The organism is Prauserella halophila (genome assembly GCF_024171895.1).
GTDB classification, from domain to species: Bacteria; Actinomycetota; Actinomycetes; order Mycobacteriales; family Pseudonocardiaceae; genus Prauserella; species Prauserella halophila.
The window spans coordinates 325,500-344,186 of the sequence record NZ_JAMTCQ010000011.1; the positions used below are offsets into that span (position 1 = coordinate 325,500).

Consider the following 18,687-nt stretch of genomic DNA (forward strand, 5'->3'; position numbering starts at 1 on the left):
CACCGGCTCGCCGCGCGCTATTCCCCTCGGTTCTCGGGACTGCGCCGGACCAGGTTGACGATCGCGAGCGCGAGACCGCCCCAGATCACCAGGATGGCGAGCAGCATCATCAACACCGCCGAGATGCCCATCAGCGCACCTCCTCCTCGGTCAGTTCCATCTTCGTCCGGCTCTTCCACGGTGCCAGCGACGCCAGTGCGGCCAGGACGACCACACCGACGACGACTCCCCACCCGAAGGTCGCCAGCATCCAGGCCGGGTAGTCCTCGTACGGCGCGGAGATGTCGGTGACGAGCTGCCGGATCAGCACGTACAGCAGCGCCAGCGGCGCCACCACCCCGACCAGCACCCGCCACGCTCGGCCCAACGTGATCGAGCCGTGGTGGTTGAGGTGCCTGGCCAGCTCCGGCAACAGGCGGACACCCCATGCGAGGACCAGCATGCTGACCACGGCGACCGCGAGGATGCCGAACCGGTTGATGAAGTGGTCCACGATGTCGAGCACGTACAACCCGCTGGTCGTGGCGAACAGCACCAGACTGATCAGCGCGGTCGGGATCGCCACGGCGAGCGTGGCGGTGATGCGGGAGAGCTCGAACTTGTCCCGCACGCCGGAAATCACGACCTCGATCACGCTGATCAGGGACGTGAGCCCGGCGATCACCAGCGAGCCGAAGAACAGGACGCCGAGCACCGCCCCCGCCGGGGCCTCGCTGATGATGGCCGGGAACGCGACGAAGGCCAGGCCGATGCCGTCCGAGGCGACCTCGCCCACCGCCACACCGGAGGCCTGGGCCATGAACCCCAGTGCGGCGAACACCCCGATACCGGCGAGCAGTTCGAAGCCGGAGTTGGAGAAGCCGACGACCATCGCCGACCCGGTCATGTCGGTCTTGCGCTTCACGTAGGACGCGTAGGTGATCATGATGCCGAATCCGATCGACAACGAGAAGAAGATCTGCCCGAAGGCGGCCGCCCAGACGCCGGGTTCGAGCAGAGCCGCCCAGTCCGGGGTGAACAGTGCGTTCAGCCCGCCGCCGGCACCCGGCAGCAACAACGCCTGCACCACCAGGGCGAGGAACGCGATCACCAGGATCGGGATGAAGACCATCGCGACGGCGCCGATGCCGCGCTGCACGCCCAGCGCCATGATCACGATCAACGCGCCCCACACCACGAGCAGCGGCACCAGCACACCGGGCGTGAACTCCATGGCCACGCCCGGATCACCTGCGTGCAGGAAGTCCTCGAAGAAGAACGTTTCCGGATCGTCACCCCAGGCCTTGTTCACCGAGAAGAACGTGTACCGCACGGCCCAGGCGAGCACGGCCGCGTAGTAGACGGCGATGAAGAAGCAGATCAGAACCTGCCACCAGCCCAGCGCCTCGGAGCGCTTGCGAGCGCGGGCGAACGACAGCGGCGCCGACCCACGGAACCGGTGCCCCAGTCCGTAGTCGAGCAGCAGGAACGGGATTCCCGCGGTCAGCAGCGCGACGAGGTACGGCAGGATGAACGCTCCGCCGCCGTTCTCGTAGGCGACGTAGGGGAACCGCCAGATGTTGCCGAGCCCCACCGCGGACCCGATGGCGGCGAGGATGAACACGCGTCGGCTGGTGAACCCGCCGCGCCGGGTCTCCTCGACCTGTACTCCCGGCTCCGAGCCGGCCTTGTCGGTCATCGGTCCTCCTCGGTGTCGACTCCGGCGCACGGTCCACACATATCGGCAGAGTCTATTCCGTGTGACTCACGGGAACAAAACGGCCACTACCCGACCGGGTTTCTCCCGTGTCGGCCGAATCTGTCAGCCGAACTCGGCCCGGACCCCGGTGAGGGCGGGCTCCCGGCTCGAGTGCACGTCGAACGCGCCGTCCGGCCGGCGACGGCCGGGCGGTCGGGCGGTCGGATCGCCTCACGCCCCGTAGACCGGTTCGGGTGCGGCGGCCTTCGGCAGCAGAGCGCGTACCGCTCCGCCGACGTCGGCAGCCTCCCAGCGGCTCCCGAGGTCGACACTCGGACCGTGCCGCCAGGCGTCCTCGACGCAGATCCGGCCGCCTTCGACCTCGACGACCCGGCCGGTCACGTCCGCCGCGTCCGCACTCGCGAGCCAGGCGACCACCGGCGCCACGTTGCCCGGGTGCATGGCGTCGAACCCGTCGGCGGGCGCGGCCATCGCGTCCGCGAACGCCCCTTCGGTCATCCGGGTCCTGGCCGCCGGGGCGATCGCGTTCACGGTGACGCCGTAGCGCTCCAGTTCCGCCGCGGCGACCAGGGTGAGGCCGGCGATGCCGGCCTTGGCCGCCGAGTACGCACCCTGTCCGACACTGCCCTGCAGGCCGGCACCCGAGGTGGTGTTGACGACCCGGGCTGCGCGGGCCCGCCCCGCCTTGGCCTCGGCGCGCCAGTAGGCGCCTGCGTGCCGCAGCATCGCGAAGTGGCCCTTCAGGTGCACGCGGACGACGGCGTCCCACTCGGCTTCCTCGACGTTGACCAGCATTCGGTCCCGGAGGAAGCCGGCGTTGTTCACCAGGACGTCGAGGGCGCCGAAGGTGTCGACCGCCTGCTCGATCAGCGCGGCCGCCTGCTCGAAGTCCGCGACGTCCGCACCGCTGGCCACGGCCTGTCCTCCCGCAGTGACGATCTCGGTGGCGACCGCTTCCGCGGGTGTCTCGCCGGTCCCCTCCCCCGCGGCCGAGACGCCGAAGTCGTTGACGACCACGCGCGCGCCGTGGCGGGCCAGCTCGAGCGCGTGTTCGCGCCCGAGACCGCGTCCGGCACCGGTCACGACGGCGACACGGCCTTCCAGGATTCCTGTCATCGGTGCTGCTCCTTCGGATCTGCTGGGCTGGACCGGCCGGCGACGCGGCGACAACGCTCCGGTGACGTCGCGGATCCACTGGCCGATCGGGACCGTTCAGGGTTAGAGTACCAAGCAAACGCTAGGTTAGGATCATCATGACTGTCAGCACGGATTTCGTCGACGGGACCATCGCCGTCGTGACCATGGCGCACCCGCCGGTCAACGCCCTGCCCGTGGCGGGCTGGTACGCGGTCGCCGACGCCGTACGCGGGGCCGCCGAGCAGGGCGCCCACGTCACGGTGCTGCGCGCCGAGGGGCGGGGCTTCAACGCGGGCGTCGACATCAAGGAGATGCAGCACACCGACGGCTTCGACGCGCTGCTGGGCGCCAACCACGGCTGCTACGCAGCGTTCAAGGCCGTCTACGAGTCCCCCGTGCCCGTCGTCGCCGCCGTCCACGGCCACTGTCTCGGCGGCGGGGTCGGCCTGATCGGCAACTCCGACACGATCGTGGCCGCCGACGACGCCTACATCGGCGTCCCCGAGGTCGACCGGGGCGCCCTCGGCGCCGCCACCCACCTGGCCCGCCTGGTGCCCCAGCATCTGATGCGCACCCTCTACTTCACGGCCCGCACCGTCCCGGCGGCCGACCTGCTCCGCTTCGGCTCGGTGTTCGACGTCGTTCCTCACGACCAGCTGGACGAAACCGCCCTCACGATCGCCCGCGAGATCAACGACAAGGATCCCCGCGTGATCCGCGCGGCCAAGGAGGCGCTCAACGGGATCGACCCGATGGACGTCAACAAGAGCTACCGCTTCGAACAGGGATTCACCTTCGAGCTCAACCTCGCCGGCGTCGCCGACGAACGCCGCGACACCTTCGTCCGCAACACGTGAGCAGGCCGACGCAGAACGGGAGAACCGATGACCACACCGTCGCGGCTGCGCACACCGCTCACCGAGCTCACCGGCGTCGACCATCCGATCGTCCAGACGGGGATGGGTTGGGTCGCCGGACCGCGGCTCGTCAGCGCCACGGCACGCGCGGGCGCACTGGGCATCCTCGCCTCCGCCACGATGACCCTCGACGAGCTGGAGAAGGCCGTCCTCGAGGTGAAGGACCGCACCACCCGGCCCTTCGGGGTCAACCTCCGCGCCGATGCCGGGGACGCTGCGCAGCGGGTCGACCTCCTCATCGAGCACGGCGTCAGGGTCGCCTCGTTCGCGCTCGCTCCGACACCGGACCTGATCGCACGTCTCAAGGAGCACGACGTCGTCGTGATGCCGTCGGTCGGCGCCGCGCGCCATGCGCAGAAGGTGGCCTCGTGGGGTGCCGACCTGGTGATGGTCCAGGGCGGCGAGGGCGGTGGGCACACCGGATCGGTCCCCACCACGCTGCTGCTGCCCACGGTGGCCGACGCCGTCGACATCCCGGTCGTGGCCGCGGGCGGGTTCTTCGACGGCCGCGGGCTCGCCGCCGCCCTCACTTACGGCGCGGCCGGCATCGGCATGGGGACGCGATTCCTGCTGACCAGCGACAGCACCGTGCCCGAGGAGATCCGGCGCCTGTATCTGTCCCACGGGCTGGACGGCACCGTCGTCACCGCGCGCGCCGACGGGGTGCCGCATCGGTTGCTGCGAACGGACTTCGTGGCGGGACTGGAGGACGGCAACGCGGCCAAGCGGCTCCTGTCCGCGGGCCGCCGGGCCGCGGAGTTCAAGCGCATGAGCGGCGTGAGCTGGCCGGAGTTCGTCCGCGACGGCTGGCGGATGAAGCGGGCCTCCGGTCGCACGTGGTCACAGATGACGCTCGCCGCCAACACCCCGATGCTGCTGCGCGCCGGACTCGTCGACGGGGACACCGAGGCGGGCATGCTGGCGTCCGGGCAGGTCGTCGGTGTGATCGACGACCTGCCGAGCTGCGAGGAGCTGGTCGACCGGATCGTCGCCCAGGCCGTCGAGCGGATCGCCGCGAGCAGCGCAACTCTGGCCGACTGACGGTCCCCGATCCGGCCGGCCGGCCGTCCCCGGATCCCGGCGGCGTGACGGCGCCGCCCGCCGGTGACGGCAGGCGGCGCCATCGCCCACCGTGGACACCTGGTCCACCATGGACACGTCGCCCGCCATGGATACGCCGTTCGCCGTCAGAGCCGTTCGATGATCGTCACGTTGGCCTGGCCGCCGCCCTCACACATCACCTGCAGGCCGTACCGGCCCCCGCTGCGTTCCAGTTCGCCGAGCAGCGTGGTCATCAACCGCACGCCGGTGGCGCCGATCGGATGACCCAGTGCGATGGCACCACCGTTGACGTTGACCTTCTCGTGCCCGGCACCGATCTCCGCCATCCAGGCCAGGACCACGGAGGCGAACGCCTCGTTGCACTCGACGAGGTCTATCTCGTCGATGCTCATGCCGGCGCGCGCCAGGGCGTGTTCGGTCGCGGCGATCGGCCCGGTGAGCATCCACACCGGATCGTCCCCGCGCACGGTGAGGTGGTGCACGCGCGCCCGTGGCCGCAGCCCGTGCTCGGCGACGGCCCGTTCCGAGGCGACGAGGACGGCGCCCGCGCCGTCGCAGATCTGCGAGGCGACCCCGGCGGTGATCCTGCCTCCCGGCGCCAGCGGTTCCAGTCCTGCCATCTTCTCCAGCGATGTCCGACGTGGACACTCGTCCGTGGCGAACGCGCTGCCGTCGTCGAGCACGAGCGGCTCGATCTCCCGGGAGAAGCGCCCCTCGGCTGTCGCCGCGTGGGCACGCTCGTGGGAGGCGAGCGCGAACTCCTCCATCCGGTCCCGTGGGATGTCCCACCGTTCGGCGATCATCTCCGCCGACCGGAACTGGCTGATCTCCTGGTCGCCGTACCGCGTGCGCCAGCCCGGCGACTCGGCGAACGGGGTCGAGAAACCGTACTGCTGGCCGACCAGCATGGCCGCCGAGATCGGGACGGCGCTCATGTTCTGCACCCCACCGGCGACGACCAGGTCCTGGGTCCCCGACATGACCGCCTGCGCGGCGAAGTGCAGCGCCTGTTGACTGGAGCCGCACTGCCGGTCGACGGTCACGCCCGGCACCGTCTCCGGCAGGCCGGCGACCAGCCATGCCGTGCGAGCGATGTCGCCTGCCTGCGAACCGAGCGTGTCGGTGCAGCCGAGGATCACGTCGTCGACCGCGGCCGGATCGACCCCGGCGCGCCGGACCACCGCGGCCAGCACATGGCCACCGAGGTCGGCCGAGTGGACCTCGGCAAGGGAGCCGCCGCGTTTGCCGACGGCGGTGCGCACGGCATCGATGATGTAGGCCTCGGACATGGGTCTCCTCAGGGTGCGGGTCGCTGCACACGCGACGCGGAATCGCCGGCTCAGGCGTGCTGACTGCTGGCGGACAGGACCTCGCCGGTGAGGTACGAGGCGTAGTCACTGGCGAGGAAGACCATCACGTTCGCGATCTCCCACGGTGCGGCCGCGCGGCCGAACGCCTCCGCGGACTTGAGTTCGGCGAGCAGCTCGGGACTGGTGACCTTTTCCAGGAACGGATGCATGGCCAGACTGGGTGAGACGGCGTTGACCCGGATGCCGTGCGGTGCGAGATCCATCGCCGCCGAGCGGGTCAGGGCCGTCACGCCCGCCTTCGCGGCTGCGTAGTGCGCCTGCCCTTCCTGGGCACGCCAGCCGACGACCGACGCGTTGTTGACCACGACGCCCTTCTTGCCCGCCGCGACGAAGCGGCGACCGGCTGCGCGGGTGCAGCGCATGGTTCCGGTCAGAGTGACGTCGAGGACCAGGTTCCAGCGCTCGTCCGGCATCTCGAGGAGGTCGTCGGTACCGCCCAGCCCGGCGTTGTTGATCAGGACGTCCACGCCGCCGAACGGCTCGGCCGCGTCCAGCAGCGCCGTCACCTGTTCCTCGTCGGTGACGTCGCAGACCCGCGCACCGACGCGGTCCTCCCCGAACTCCTCGGCGAGCGTGCGGTGCGCCTCCCCGAGGCGTCGCTCGTGGGCGTCACCGATGACGACCGCGGCCGCTCCTTCCTCGAGCACCTTGCGGGCCGCGGCCGCGCCGATCCCGGCACCGGCCGCCGCGGTCACGACCACGACCCGGCCGGCGAGCAGGTCGTGACCGGGCACGTACTCGGGGACGGGCTGCTCCGGCGTGGTCGGCGGTCGGGTCATGGGCGAGGCTCCTTCGGTAGGCCGAGCACCCGCTCGGCGATGATGTTGCGCTGGATCTCGTCGGATCCGCCGTAGATCGTGTCGGCGCGGCTGAAGAGGTAGAGACTCTGCTGGTCGTCGAGCGCGTACGGCGCCCCGGCGACGGTGAGTGCGTCGGCCCCGCGCACCGCCATCGCCAGTTCGCCCAGGTCACGGTGCCAACGCGCCCACAGCAGCTTGCTGACCGAGACCTCCGGACCCTGCGTGCCTGCGGCGACGGAGCTGAGGGTGCGCAGGGCGTGGGTGCGGATCACGTCGAGGCCGAGCCGGGCGCGGGCGAGCCGGGCACGCACGACCGGATCGTCGTAGGTGCCGTTCGCGCGGGCGGTCGCGACGATCCCGTCGAGCTCCTTGGCGAAGCCGACCTGCTGGCCGATGGTGGAGACGCCGCGCTCGTAGCCGAGGGTCGCCATGGCGACGCGCCAGCCGTCACCGGGTTCGCCGACGACCATCTCCGCGCCGGTCCTGGCACCGTCGAAGAAGACCTCGTTGAACTCCGACGTGCCGGTGAGCTGTTCGATCGGCCGAACCCGGACACCCGGCTGATCCATCGGCACCAGCAGGTAGGACAGGCCGGCATGGCGCGTCGAGCCGGGGTCGGTGCGCGCGAGGACGAAACACCAGTCGGCGTGCTGCGCCAGCGAGGTCCAGACCTTCTGCCCGTCCAGGACCCATTCGTCGCCCTCCCGCCGGGCACGGGTGCGCACCCCCGCGAGGTCGGAGCCCGCGCCGGGTTCGGAGTAGCCCTGGCACCACAGCTCGGTGACGTCGGCGATGCCCGGCAGGAACCGTTGCCGCTGCTGCTCGGTGCCCAACTCGATCAGGGTCGGCCCGAGCAGCTCCTCCCCGAGATGGTTCACCCGGGCGGGAGCGCCGGCGCGGGCGTATTCCTCGTGGAAGATCACTTGCTGGAAAAGGCTGAGTCCGCGGCCGCCGTACTCGACGGGCCAGCCCAGACAGGTCCAGCCCGCCTCGGCCAGACGCCGGTTCCAGGCGACGCGCTCCTCGTAACACTCGTGTTCCCGCCCGGATCCGCCGCGACCCTTGAGCGCGGCGAAGTCGCCGACCAGGTTGTCGGCCAGCCACTGCCGCACCTCGGTGCGGAAAGCCTCGTCCTCGGCCGAGTAGGTCAGATCCACAGCATCTCCTTGCCGTTCCGGTCGTGACACCGGCAACCTACCAAACCAAGCACTTGTTTGGTAGCATCGATGCAGCACACCCCCGGGCACAGAGGAGCGGCATGAGTCACGCGGATCCGACCACCGAGCCACCCGAGGACGACCGGGTCGTCACCTACGAGGTACGCGGGCACATCGCGCTGGTCACGATGAACCGGCCGGAGTACAGCAACGCCCAGAACTCGGCGATGACCTACGCCCTCGACACGGCGTTCACGCGCGCCGTCGACGACGACCGCGTGAAGGTGATCGTGCTCGCCGGCGCCGGCAAGCACTTCAGCGGCGGCCACGACATCGGAACGCCGGGCCGCGACATCGACCAGGCCTTCGAACGCCGCGCCGTCATCCACTGGGATCACACCGACAAGCACGGAGTGGACTCCCGCTTCGCCCGCGAGTCCGAGGTCTACCTCGGCATGTGCCGCCGCTGGCGCGAGATCCCGAAGCCGATGATCGCGATGGTGCAGGGCGCCTGCATCGCCGGCGGCCTGATGCTGGCCTGGTCCTGCGACTTCGTCGTCGCCTCCGACGACGCCTTCTTCGCCGACCCGGTCGTGCGGATGGGCATCCCCGGTGTCGAGTACTTCGCCCACCCGTGGGTCATGAACCCGCGCGCAGCCAAGGAGCTGCTCTACACCGGCGACCGTTTCCCGGCCGCGCGCGCCCGCGAGCTCGGCATGGTCAACCAGGTCGTCGCGCGCGAGGACCTGGAACGGACGGTCCTCGACATGGCGGAACGGATCTCCGCGATGCCGCGCCTCGGCCTCGCTCTCACCAAGAAGGCCGTCAACCAGGCCGAGGACGCCATGGGGATGCGCACCGGTATGGACTCGGTGTTCGGCCTCCACCACGCCGCGCATGCGCACAACGCCGAGACCGCGGCCGACTCCCTCTCCGGTCTCGACGCGAGTGCGATGGCGGAAGCGAACACGACGGCGAGTCAGGAATGACGCCCGCGAGCGCGGGCGTCTCCGGCGCGCTGGAGTTCACCGAGCAGGAGCAGGCCTTCCGTGCCGAGGCCCGGGCCTGGCTGGCGCAGCACCACCCGGGCCGGCTGCCGTCGATGGACACCGAGGAGGGCGCCCGGGCGCACCGCGAGTGGGAACGCACCCTGGCGAACGGCCGCTGGTCGGTCGTGGCCTGGCCGGCCGAGTTCGGCGGCCGCGACGCCTCACTCGCCGAGTGGGTCGTCTTCGAGGAGGAGTACTACCGCAGCGGCGCACCGACCCGGATCGCGCAGAACGGCATCTCCCTGCTGGCGCCGATCGTGTTCGCGCACGGAACGCCGGAGCAGCAGCAGCGGATCCTCCCGGCCATGGCCGGCGGCACCGAGGTGTGGGCCCAGGCCTGGTCCGAACCCGAGGCCGGCAGCGACCTGGCCGGCATCCGCAGCCACGCGGTCCGCGACGACACCCGGGGCGGCTGGGTCCTCAACGGACAGAAGATCTGGAGTTCGCGCGCACCGTTCGCCGATCGCGGGTTCGGGCTCTTCCGCACCGATCCCGGCGCGGAGCGGCACCGGGGACTGACGTACTTCCTGTTCCCGCTCGACGCGAGCGGCATCACGGTTCGCCCGATCGAACAGCTCGACGGGAACACGGGGTTCGCGGAGATCTTCGTCGACGACGTGTTCGTCCCCGACTCCGACGTGCTCGGCACCGTGGGCGACGGCTGGCGGGTCGCGATGAGCACCGCGGGCAACGAACGCGGCCTGTCGCTGCGGGCGCCCGGACGGTTCTGCGCCGCCGCAGAACGCCTGCTGGACCTGTGGCAGGAGCGGGGAGCAGCCGCACCGCACCTGCGTGACCGGGTGGCGGACGCCTGGATCGGCGCGGAGGCCTATCGGTACTACACCTGGGGCGTCGTCGACAGGTTGCAGCGCGGCGGCGACGTCGGCGCCGACGGCAGCGTCAACAAGCTGTTCTGGTCGCAGCTCGACGTCGACCTGCACGAGACCGCCCTCGACCTGCTGGGGCCGGAGGCCGAGCTGTGCGGCCGCTGGACCGACGACTACCTGTTCTCGCTGGGCGGACCGATCTACGCCGGTACCAACGAGATCCAGCGCAACATCGTCGCCGAGCGGCTCCTCGGGCTTCCTCGCGGCGACAACGGAAGGGCTCGACGTTGAAGTTCTCTTTCGACGAGGAGCAGCACCAGTTCGCCTCGGCGCTGGACGACCTGCTCTCCGACGCCGACGTCCCCGCCGTGACCCGCGCCTGGATCTCCGGCGACCGATCCCCTGGCCTCGAGCTGTGGGAGCGGCTCGCCGAGCTGGGTGTAGCGGGTCTGACCGTTCCCGAGGCGGCGGGTGGCTCCGGTGCGGGACCGGTCGACCTCGCGGTCGCCGCGGAATCGCTCGGCCGTCACTGCGTACCCGGACCCTGGATCGAATCGGTCGCGGTCGTGCCGGCATTGCTGGCCGGAACGCCGTACGAGGAGCTGCTCGGCGGGATCGCGAAGGGCACCGCCCGCGTGACCCTCGCGGCACCGCCGGTCACCCCGTACGCCGTGGACGCCGAGGCCGCCACGCACGTCGTCCTGGCCAGGGACGACGGCCTGGCGACTGCGACGCCTGGCCCCGGTCACGGGTCGCTGGACCCCAGCCGGACGTTGCACCCGGTGACCGCAGCCGAACAGCCGTCCCCGCTGCCGGAGGACGCCCTCGAGTGCGCCCTGGACCAGGGCGCACTCGCCTGCGCCGCCGCGCTGGTCGGCTCGGGCGACCGGATGCTGGCGCTCACGACCGCGTACGCCGGGCAGCGGCACCAGTTCGGCCGCGCGATCGGCGAGTACCAGGCGGTCAAGCACGAGCTCGCCGACGTGAAGGTCGGCCTCGACTTCGCGCGGCCGCTGGTCCTCGGCGCGGCCCGCGAACTCGCCGCCGGCTCTCCCACGGCACGGCGCACGGTCTCGGCCGCCAAGGTCACCGCGTCCACCGCGGCCCATCGCGCCGCCCGGACGGCTCTGCAGGTGCACGGCGCGATCGGCTACACGCGGGAGCACGACCTGAGCCTCTGGCTGCTGCGCAGCCGTGCCCTGATCGGCGCGTGGGGAACGCCCGCCCACCACCGCGGCCGGGTACTCGACGACCTGACGAGGACATGACCATGCAGTTCGGCCTCACCGAGGAACAGCAGGAGCTGATGACCGCGGTGCGCACGCTCGTCCAGCGCCGCGCCGCCGACCGTGATCTCCGCAGCGTCGTCGCCGACGGCAGCGGATACGACGACGACCTCTGGCGGGCGGTGACCGAGCAGATCGGAGCCGCCGCGCTGGCCGTGCCCGAGGAGTACGGCGGCGGCGGTTTCACGTCTCTCGAAACCCATCTGGTGCTCGAGGTGCTCGGCGCCGCCCTCACCCCGTCGCCGCTGCTCGGCTCCGGGGTCCTGGCGACGCAGGCGCTGCTCCTGGCAGCGGCACCCGCCGACTGTGCACGGCTGCTGCCCGCGATGGCGACCGGCGAGCGCATCGCCGCCCTGGCCTGGGCGGACACCGCCGGACGGTGGCGCCTCGACGGTTCCGACGTCCACGCGGCCGCGCCGGGCGAGGGCTGGCGGCTGTCCGGTTCCGCCCGGCTGGTCCTCGACGGAGCCGCGGCCGATGTGGTGCTGGTGGTGGCGACGACCCCGACCGGGGCCGGCCTCTTCGAAGTCGCACCGGACGCCGCGGGGCTCACCCGAACCCCCACTCCTGCGCTCGATCCGACACTCCGGTTCGCCACCGTGGAGTTCGACGACGTCCCCGCCACAGCGCTCTCCCTCGACGCAGGCGCCGCGCTCGCACAGCTGTGGTCCCGCGCCGCCGTCGCCGTGACCGCACTGCAGGTCGGCGGCGCCCAGCGGGCCCTCGACGACACCGTCGCCCACCTGAAGGAACGCACCCAGTTCGGCCGCCCTCTGGGCTCGTTCCAGGCTCTCAAACATCGCGTGGCCGACGTGCTCGTCTCCGTCGAGACGGCCCGCTCGATCTCCTGGGCCGCGGCCTGGGCTGCAGCCCGCAACGCGCCCGACCTGACCACCGAAGCGGCCCGCGCCAAGGCGTGGTGCAGCGAGGCCTTCTCACACGCTGCAGGCGAGATGGTCCAGCTGCACGGCGGGATCGGTATCACCTGGGAGCACGACGCCCAGCTGTACTTCAAGCGCGCCCACGCCACGTCCCACCTCTTCGGGTCCGCGGACGAGCACCTGCGCGTTCTCGCACCGATCTGATCCCGCCGACCCTGCAAGTCCGGGCCAGGAGCGCTTCCGGTCCACTTCGGACGAGGTGGACCGGAAGCGCTCTCGTGGCCGGACGTCAGCGCTTCCGATCCGGACGGGCCGGAAGCCGCGGAGGCATCCGGAGTGCGCCGTCGATCCGGACGGTCTCGCCGTTGAGATACGGGTTCGTGAGGCATTCCAGGATCAGGCTCGCGACTTCGTCCGGCGAGCCCATGCGCCGCGGAAAGGGCACGTCCTCGGCCACTCGCGCCTTGAACACGTCGGCCTCGTCGCCGGTTCCGAAGATCGGGGTGTCGATGAACCCGGGTGCGATGCCGGTCGCGCGCACGCCGACCGCGGCCAGGTCACGGGCCAGCGGCAGCGTCATGCCGGCGATCGCCGCCTTCGCCGCGGCGTACGCCACCTGACCCTCCTGCCCGTCGAAGGCCTCCACACTCGACAGCATCGCGATCGCCCCGCGCTCGCCGTCGTCGGCAGGCTCCTGAGCCGCCATGACCTCTGCGGCCGTGCGGACGACCTCGAAAGTGCCGAGCAGATTGGTCCGAACCACCCATTCGAAGGATTCACCGGCGTGTGCGTGGCCGTCGTCGGAGACGGTGCTCTCCGTCCACCCGACGCCCGCGGCGGTCACCACCGCGCGCAGCGGCCCCGCGGCCGCGGCCTCGGATACCACCCGGCCGACCTCGTCCGCGCGCGTGACGTCGACGCGCGCGAACGTCCCGCCGATCTCGTCGGCGACGAGGCCGCCCCGGTCCTCCTGCAGATCGGCGATCACGACCCGCGCGCCCGCGGCGGCGAGCCTGCGGGCAGCGGCGGCCCCGAGTCCCGAAGCTCCTCCGGTGACGACGGCACTGGTTCCTTCGAGTTCCATGACAAAAACCTAGCACTTGCTTGCTTTATCGGCCCAGTGTGCACCCGGCGGGTCGACGAAGGCCCGATGCACGACCACACCCGGATAACCGGTGACCGCGTCGACCCTCGGACCACTGCGCCGCCACGGCCCGAACCGCCGGCCCGCGAGCAAATCGACATAGAAGGCGAGCGACCGTTCGATGTCGCCGACCGTGATCCCGACGTGATGGATGACTCCGACCTGGCCGGACATGACGTCTCCTCACGACGAGCGGTGCCGACGTGCGGGACACGACGGGTGACGCGGGGGGCGGTCAGCTGCTAGCGTTCAGAACCAAGCGCTTGCTTGTCACGCGGTCGAGTAGCGAAGGAGATGCCATGAAGCCCCTCGTCGATCTCGAGAATCACGTCGTCATCGTCACGGGAGCGGGCCAGGGCATCGGCGCCGCACACGCCAGGACACTCGCCGGACTGGGCGCGTCGGTGGTCGTCACCGACCTCGCCGCCGAACCCGCCGGGAAGGTGGCGGCCGAGATCGACGGCGACGCGATCGGACTCGCCCTGGATGTCACCTCGCCCGGGAACTGGGCCGAGGTCGTCGGCACCGCCGCCGATCGCTACGGCCGGATCGACGGACTGGTCAACAACGCCGGCGCCTACGGACTCGCCTCGATCATGGACACCACCGAGGAGGTGCTCGATCTGCATCTGCGGGTCAACGTCCACGGCGCGCTCTACGGCATGCAGGCGGTCCAGCCGTCGATGCGGTCCGACGGCGGCGCGATCGTGAACATCTCCTCGATCGCCGGACTGACCGGGCACGCCACGGCCGCCGCCTACGCCGCGTCCAAATGGGCCGTACTCGGCCTCACCCACTCGGCCGCCCTCGACCTCGGCACGGACGGCATCCGGGTCAATGCGGTGTGCCCCGGCGCGGTCGACACCGCCATGATCTCGGAGGCGACGCGCAGTGGTGGCGGTGCCGTGGCTGACATCCCGATCCCCAGGCCCGCGAGGCCGGAGGAGATCAGCAACATGGTCGCGTTCCTGCTCAGCTCGGCGGCCGGCTACTGCACCGGGCAGCACTTCGTCGTCGACGGCGGGCAAGCGGCGTGACCCGTCCCGCCGGACGGCCGCACTCCGGACGCGAGTGACGTTCCGTTCCCCCTCGCGGCAAGCACAACCGACCACCTCGAAACCAGCGCTACGAGAAGGCAGGCACATGAGCGACAAGACGATGCCGCTGACCGAACTGCCCCGGCACATCGAATCCGGCATGACGCTCGGCATCGGCGGCTGGGGCTCGCGCCGCAAACCGATGGCGGCGGTACGCGAGCTGTTGCGCAGCGACGTCACCGATCTGACGGTCGTGACCCTGGGCGGCCCCGACGTCGGCCTGTTGTGCGCGGCGGGCAAGGTGCGCAAGCTCGTCTACGGATTCGTCTCGCTCGACAGCATTCCGCTCGACCCGCATTTCCGGGCGGCGCGGGAATCCGGAAGTATCGACACGTCCGAATACGACGAGGGAATGTTCGTCACCGCGTTGCGGGCCGGGGCCAACCGGCTGTCCTTCCTGCCCACGAGGGCGGGCCTGGAAAGCGACGTCATGGCGATGAATCCGGAACTGAAGACCGTCACCTCGCCCTACACCGACGAGGACTACGTCGCCGTGCCCGGCGTGCGGATGGACGTGGCGTTGATCCACCTCAATCGCAGCGACGCCGCGGGCAACGGCCAGTACCTCGGCCCGGACCCGTACTTCGACGACCTGTTCGCGATGGCCTCGGACACGACCTTCCTGTCCACCGAGAAGGTCGTGCCGACTCCCGAACTCGGCGCGGGTGGGCCGCCGCAATCACTGCTGCTGAGCCGCATGTTCGTCGACGGTGTCATCGAAGCGCCGCACGGTGCACACTTCACCGGCTGCGAGCCGGACTACGGACGTGACGAGGCGTTCCAGCAGCACTACGCCACGGCGGCCAAGGACCCCGAGTCCTGGCAGCGGTTCACCCGCACCTTTCTGACCGGCGACGAGGCGTCCTACCTCGCCGCGGTGGCGGATTTCCACTCGTCCCACAAGGAGCAGGCATCATGAACGTCAGCATCGACGACCGGACGACCGGCGAGCCGACCGGCACCGGCGCCACCCGCGCCGAGGTCTGCATCACCGCGTGCAGCGACGCCTGGCGCGACTCCGGCGAGGTGCTCGCGCACGCGGTCGGGATCGTGCCGATGATCAGCGCGCGCCTCGCCCGGCTGACCCACTCCCCCGAGCTGGTCGTCAACGACGGTGAGTGCTTCTTCATGGCGGAGGCGCCGCCGCTGGGGGAAACCGCCGCTGCCGGCGGCGTCGTCGAGAGCTGGGTGCCGTTCCGGCTGATCTTCGACATCCTCAACAGCGGCAAGCGGCACAGCATGATGGGCGCCAGTCAGATCGACCGGTACGGCAACCAGAACATCTCCTCGATCGGCGATCGGCGCACTCCGACCCGGCAACTGATCGGCGTCCGCGGCGCACCCGGCAACACCGTCAACCACCGCACCGACTACTGGATCGCGCACCACAGCACGCGGATCTTCACCGAGTCCGTCGACGTGGTCTGCGGCGTGGGCAACGACCGGGCGCGCCGGCACCCGACGCAGAGCCTGCGGTTCCACGACCTGGGCGTCGTGATCACCGACCTCGCCGTCCTGGGCTACGACCCGGAGGGGCACCTCGCGGTTCGCTCGCTCCACCCCGGGGTGACCGCGGCGGACGTCCGCGACGCCACCGGTTTCGAGATCGACACCAGCGGCGCGGGAACCACGCGCCTGCCCGACGCCAGGGAGCTGGAGCTGATCCGCACCGTGCTGGACCCCACGGGGATGCGCGAGCGTGAGGTGCGGGGCTGAGCACGTCCCGCACCCGGCCTGCCTGCCGGCCGGCCCGAACCGGGTCAGCCGGCCAGCAGGCCGGTGTGGAGAAGGAGCAGACACTGCTCGGCGAGCGTGTCGTGCCGCATCGTCCCGTCGGGGTTGTACCATCGCACCGAGGACCAGACCGCGTCCCGGACGAAGCGGTAGACCAGTGCGGGCTGCAGATCCTCCCGGAAGTCACCGGTCCGCCGCCCTTCCTCGAGGACGGCGATCCAGATCGCCTCGACCCGGCGACTGTTCTCCTCCACGAAATCGAAGTCGGGCAGCCGGCTCAGCAGCGCGATCTCGTTCTGGTACAGCGACACCGCGGCCTGTTGCTCGTGGATCGCGGTGAAGGAGTAGCGGACCAGGCCGTCCAGTGCCTCACGCGGCGTGGCGGCCCCGGCGACGATCTCGTGAAAGCGTTCGAGCAGACCGTCCATGAAACCCCGGAGGATCTCCTCGAGCATCGTCTCCTTGGAGCTGAAGTGGTGATAGAGGCTTCCGGAGAGGATTCCGGCCTCGTCGGCGATGTCGCGGACGGTTGTCTGCGAGTAGCCCCGGGTCGCGAAGAGCCGGGCCGCGATCTCCAACAGCTCCGCGCGCCGCGCCGACCCGGCACCGTTACCGGGACGCTTCCGGGGCTTTTTCGTCGTGCTCTCCGTCATCGCTTCTCCTCCTGCCGACCGACGCCCAGCGCCACGTGGACGGATCGCACCGTGGTCCGCCGGGGCCGACCCTACTAGAATACCGAACAAGCACTTGCTTCCTGGGAGGCTGCAGTGACCGGACCACTCACGATTCCCGCCCTGCTGTCCGCCGGCGAGCGCCGTTTCGGGCACCGGCCCGCCGTCGTGGACGGGGAGGACACGCTGAGCTATGCCGAACTGGCCGCCCGGGCACGGCACGCCGCACGGAGCCACCTCGCCATCGGCGTGCGTCCCGGTGACCGCGTCGCGATCTGGGCCCCCAACGGAACCGAGTTCATCGTCGCACTGCTCGGCGCCCAGCTCATCGGCGCCGCCGTCGTGCCGCTCAACACGCGCTATCGCGGTCAGGAGGCCCGCCACATCCTGGCGCATTCCCGAGCCGGTGCACTCGTCGTCGCCGGCGACTTCCTCGGAGCCGACCGGGTCCAGCTGCTGATCGATTCGGCCGGGCCGGACGCCGGCACGACCGGCCCGATCCCCGGCCTCCCCGACCTGCACACGGTCGTCGACGTGGGGACGACCCCCCGAGCGGACACGCTGTCGTGGCCGGATTTCCTCGCACGTGGTGCCACGGTCCCCGACACCGACCTCGCCGCGGCGACGGAGGCCGTCACCCCCGACACCGTGTGCGACATCCTGTACACCTCCGGCACCACCGGACTGCCGAAAGGCGTCATGAGTGGCCACCGGCAGACGCTCGGCGTGGCACACGTGTGGGCCCGGGGCGCCGAGCTGACCGAGACGGACCGGTACGCCGTCGTCAACCCGTTCTTCCACAGCTTCGGCTACAAGGCCGGACTGCTCACCTCGCTCACCGCAGGCACCGCGATCTATCCGCTGGCCACCTTCGACGCCGAACAGCTGCTGCAGCTCGTCGAGGCCGAGCGGATCACCGTCCTGCCGGGACCGCCCACGATCTTCACCACCCTGATCAACCACCCACGGCTGCCGCACCACGACCTGTCGTCACTGCGCTACGCCGTCGCCGGAGCCACCTCCGTACCGGCGAACCTCTTCGAGCAGATGATCGACGTCCTCGGTATCGACCGGGTCGCCCAGCCGTACGGACTCACCGAATGCGTGGTCGCGACCCACTCCCGCGCCGATGACGACCCCCGCCACATCGCGGAATGCTGCGGCCCGGCCGTCGACGGCATCGAGGTGCGCATCGTCGACACCGGCGGACACGACCTGCCGGCCGGATCCGACGGGGAGGTACTGCTGCGGGGCGAGAACGTGATGCTCGGCTACCTCGACGATCCGGCGGCCACGGCGGACGCGATCGACTCCGGAGGCTGGTTGCACACCGGCGACGTCGGACGGCTCGACGAACACGGCTGCCTGACGATCACCGACCGGCTCAAGGACATGATCGTCGTCGGCGGCTTCAACGTCTATCCGGCCGAGGTGGAGAACGTGCTCAGCACGCATCCCGACGTCGTGGAGGCTGCCGTGGTGGGGATTCCCGACGACCGGCTGGGGTCGGTTCCCCGCGCCTACCTCGTCGCTCGCGCCGGGGTGACCGTCGACGAGGACGCGACGATCGCCTGGTGCCGGGAACGGCTGGCCAACTTCAAGGTGCCGCGCGAGGTCATCGCCCTCACCGAACTGCCCCGCAACGCCAGCGGGAAGGTGCTCAAGCGGGAACTGACCGGCCCCGCGTAACAGCCGGGCACACGGGACGAGCCCACACCGGTGCACGCCGGTGTGGGCTCGTCCCGTGTCGCGGCGGGCCGCACTCACGCCACGCCGGTACCCCTCACCCCAATCCCCGGAACGGAGTGAGTGCGGCCCGCCGCCAAGTGCCGGATGTCAGCGCACAGTCACGTCAC

General features: G+C 70.8%; 19 protein-coding genes. 10 read left to right on the forward strand and 9 right to left on the reverse strand.

The features are described from left to right. Nucleotides 1-17: 17 nt before the first annotated feature. The 3 genes from LY41_RS16360 to LY41_RS16370 all read right to left on the reverse strand — a co-directional run bounded on the left by LY41_RS16360 (nucleotide 18) and on the right by LY41_RS16370 (nucleotide 2,815). Complete coding sequence (locus tag LY41_RS16360; RefSeq protein WP_253864894.1) at nucleotides 18-131, reverse strand: methionine/alanine import family NSS transporter small subunit; 114 nt, start codon at nucleotides 129-131, stop codon at nucleotides 18-20. After that, nucleotides 131-1,678: a sodium-dependent transporter gene (locus LY41_RS16365; protein ID WP_253864895.1), complete on the reverse strand. Its 1,548-nt coding sequence runs from the start codon at nucleotides 1,676-1,678 to the stop codon at nucleotides 131-133. The genes LY41_RS16360 and LY41_RS16365 overlap by 1 nt, the downstream gene beginning before the upstream one ends. Nucleotides 1,679-1,909: 231 nt before the next feature. Further along, nucleotides 1,910-2,815 (reverse strand): SDR family oxidoreductase, encoded by a 906-nt coding sequence (locus tag LY41_RS16370; protein ID WP_253864896.1) that lies wholly within the window; start codon nucleotides 2,813-2,815, stop codon nucleotides 1,910-1,912. Between the two features lie 137 nt (nucleotides 2,816-2,952). On the opposite strand from LY41_RS16370, the gene LY41_RS16375 reads away from it, so the two are divergent. Together LY41_RS16375 and LY41_RS16380 are read left to right on the forward strand one after the other, a co-directional pair. Beyond that, complete coding sequence (locus LY41_RS16375; RefSeq protein WP_253864897.1) at nucleotides 2,953-3,693, forward strand: enoyl-CoA hydratase family protein; 741 nt, start codon at nucleotides 2,953-2,955, stop codon at nucleotides 3,691-3,693. Nucleotides 3,694-3,720: 27 nt separating this feature from the next. Beyond that, nucleotides 3,721-4,794 (forward strand): NAD(P)H-dependent flavin oxidoreductase, encoded by a 1,074-nt coding sequence (locus tag LY41_RS16380; RefSeq protein WP_253864898.1) that lies wholly within the window; start codon nucleotides 3,721-3,723, stop codon nucleotides 4,792-4,794. Nucleotides 4,795-4,940: 146 nt separating this feature from the next. Here LY41_RS16380 and LY41_RS16385 read toward each other — a convergent pair whose 3' ends face one another. Genes LY41_RS16385 through LY41_RS16395 form a run of 3 tightly spaced genes read right to left on the reverse strand, consistent with a single transcriptional unit; the run spans nucleotide 4,941 to nucleotide 8,142 of the window. Continuing rightward, nucleotides 4,941-6,104, reverse strand: coding sequence for an acetyl-CoA C-acetyltransferase (locus LY41_RS16385; protein WP_253864899.1), 1,164 nt, complete (start codon nucleotides 6,102-6,104; stop codon nucleotides 4,941-4,943). Nucleotides 6,105-6,154: 50 nt separating this feature from the next. Further along, nucleotides 6,155-6,964 carry an SDR family oxidoreductase gene (locus tag LY41_RS16390; RefSeq protein ID WP_253864900.1) on the reverse strand — a complete coding sequence of 270 codons (810 nt, stop codon included), beginning with the start codon at nucleotides 6,962-6,964 and terminating at the stop codon, nucleotides 6,155-6,157. Next, the gene (locus LY41_RS16395) at nucleotides 6,961-8,142 is read right to left on the reverse strand and encodes an acyl-CoA dehydrogenase family protein (RefSeq protein ID WP_253864901.1); all 1,182 of its coding nucleotides are present in this window, start codon (nucleotides 8,140-8,142) and stop codon (nucleotides 6,961-6,963) included. The genes LY41_RS16390 and LY41_RS16395 overlap by 4 nt, the downstream gene beginning before the upstream one ends. 101 nt (nucleotides 8,143-8,243) lie before the next feature. Between LY41_RS16395 and LY41_RS16400 the strand changes: the two genes are divergently transcribed. The 4 genes from LY41_RS16400 to LY41_RS16415 are packed head-to-tail and all read left to right on the forward strand — an operon-like array spanning nucleotide 8,244 to nucleotide 12,389. Continuing rightward, nucleotides 8,244-9,131 carry an enoyl-CoA hydratase gene (locus tag LY41_RS16400; protein WP_253864902.1) on the forward strand — a complete coding sequence of 296 codons (888 nt, stop codon included), beginning with the start codon at nucleotides 8,244-8,246 and terminating at the stop codon, nucleotides 9,129-9,131. Beyond that, complete coding sequence (locus LY41_RS16405) at nucleotides 9,128-10,309, forward strand: acyl-CoA dehydrogenase family protein (protein WP_253864903.1); 1,182 nt, start codon at nucleotides 9,128-9,130, stop codon at nucleotides 10,307-10,309. The genes LY41_RS16400 and LY41_RS16405 overlap by 4 nt, the downstream gene beginning before the upstream one ends. Next, nucleotides 10,306-11,286 (forward strand): acyl-CoA dehydrogenase family protein, encoded by a 981-nt coding sequence (locus LY41_RS16410; protein WP_253864904.1) that lies wholly within the window; start codon nucleotides 10,306-10,308, stop codon nucleotides 11,284-11,286. The genes LY41_RS16405 and LY41_RS16410 overlap by 4 nt, the downstream gene beginning before the upstream one ends. Further along, complete coding sequence (locus LY41_RS16415) at nucleotides 11,283-12,389, forward strand: acyl-CoA dehydrogenase family protein (protein WP_308292262.1); 1,107 nt, start codon at nucleotides 11,283-11,285, stop codon at nucleotides 12,387-12,389. Before LY41_RS16410 ends, LY41_RS16415 begins: the two co-directional genes overlap by 4 nt. 85 nt (nucleotides 12,390-12,474) lie before the next feature. Here the strand turns inward: LY41_RS16415 and LY41_RS16420 are convergent, their stop codons facing one another. Both LY41_RS16420 and LY41_RS16425 read right to left on the reverse strand, forming a co-directional pair. Then, nucleotides 12,475-13,269, reverse strand: coding sequence for an SDR family NAD(P)-dependent oxidoreductase (locus LY41_RS16420; protein ID WP_253864905.1), 795 nt, complete (start codon nucleotides 13,267-13,269; stop codon nucleotides 12,475-12,477). A gap of 9 nt (nucleotides 13,270-13,278) precedes the next feature. Further along, the gene (locus tag LY41_RS16425) at nucleotides 13,279-13,503 is read right to left on the reverse strand and encodes a VOC family protein (protein ID WP_253864906.1); all 225 of its coding nucleotides are present in this window, start codon (nucleotides 13,501-13,503) and stop codon (nucleotides 13,279-13,281) included. A 125-nt stretch (nucleotides 13,504-13,628) separates the two neighbouring features. Between LY41_RS16425 and LY41_RS16430 the strand changes: the two genes are divergently transcribed. The 3 genes from LY41_RS16430 to LY41_RS16440 all read left to right on the forward strand — a co-directional run bounded on the left by LY41_RS16430 (nucleotide 13,629) and on the right by LY41_RS16440 (nucleotide 16,142). Continuing rightward, nucleotides 13,629-14,366, forward strand: a complete 738-nt coding sequence (locus LY41_RS16430) for an SDR family NAD(P)-dependent oxidoreductase (RefSeq protein WP_253864907.1) — start codon at nucleotides 13,629-13,631, stop codon at nucleotides 14,364-14,366. A gap of 106 nt (nucleotides 14,367-14,472) precedes the next feature. Further along, nucleotides 14,473-15,345 (forward strand): CoA transferase subunit A, encoded by an 873-nt coding sequence (locus LY41_RS16435; protein ID WP_253864908.1) that lies wholly within the window; start codon nucleotides 14,473-14,475, stop codon nucleotides 15,343-15,345. After that, a complete protein-coding gene (locus tag LY41_RS16440; RefSeq protein ID WP_253864909.1) occupies nucleotides 15,342-16,142 on the forward strand; it encodes a CoA-transferase subunit beta in 801 nt (266 codons plus the stop codon). Before LY41_RS16435 ends, LY41_RS16440 begins: the two co-directional genes overlap by 4 nt. 44 nt (nucleotides 16,143-16,186) lie before the next feature. On the opposite strand, the gene LY41_RS16445 is transcribed toward LY41_RS16440, so the two are convergent. Then, the gene (locus tag LY41_RS16445; RefSeq protein WP_253864910.1) at nucleotides 16,187-16,813 is read right to left on the reverse strand and encodes a TetR/AcrR family transcriptional regulator; all 627 of its coding nucleotides are present in this window, start codon (nucleotides 16,811-16,813) and stop codon (nucleotides 16,187-16,189) included. A gap of 114 nt (nucleotides 16,814-16,927) precedes the next feature. Here LY41_RS16445 and LY41_RS16450 point away from each other — a divergent pair, with 114 nt between their 5' ends. Next, nucleotides 16,928-18,520: an AMP-binding protein gene (locus tag LY41_RS16450; protein WP_253864911.1), complete on the forward strand. Its 1,593-nt coding sequence runs from the start codon at nucleotides 16,928-16,930 to the stop codon at nucleotides 18,518-18,520. Nucleotides 18,521-18,687 lie beyond the last annotated feature (167 nt).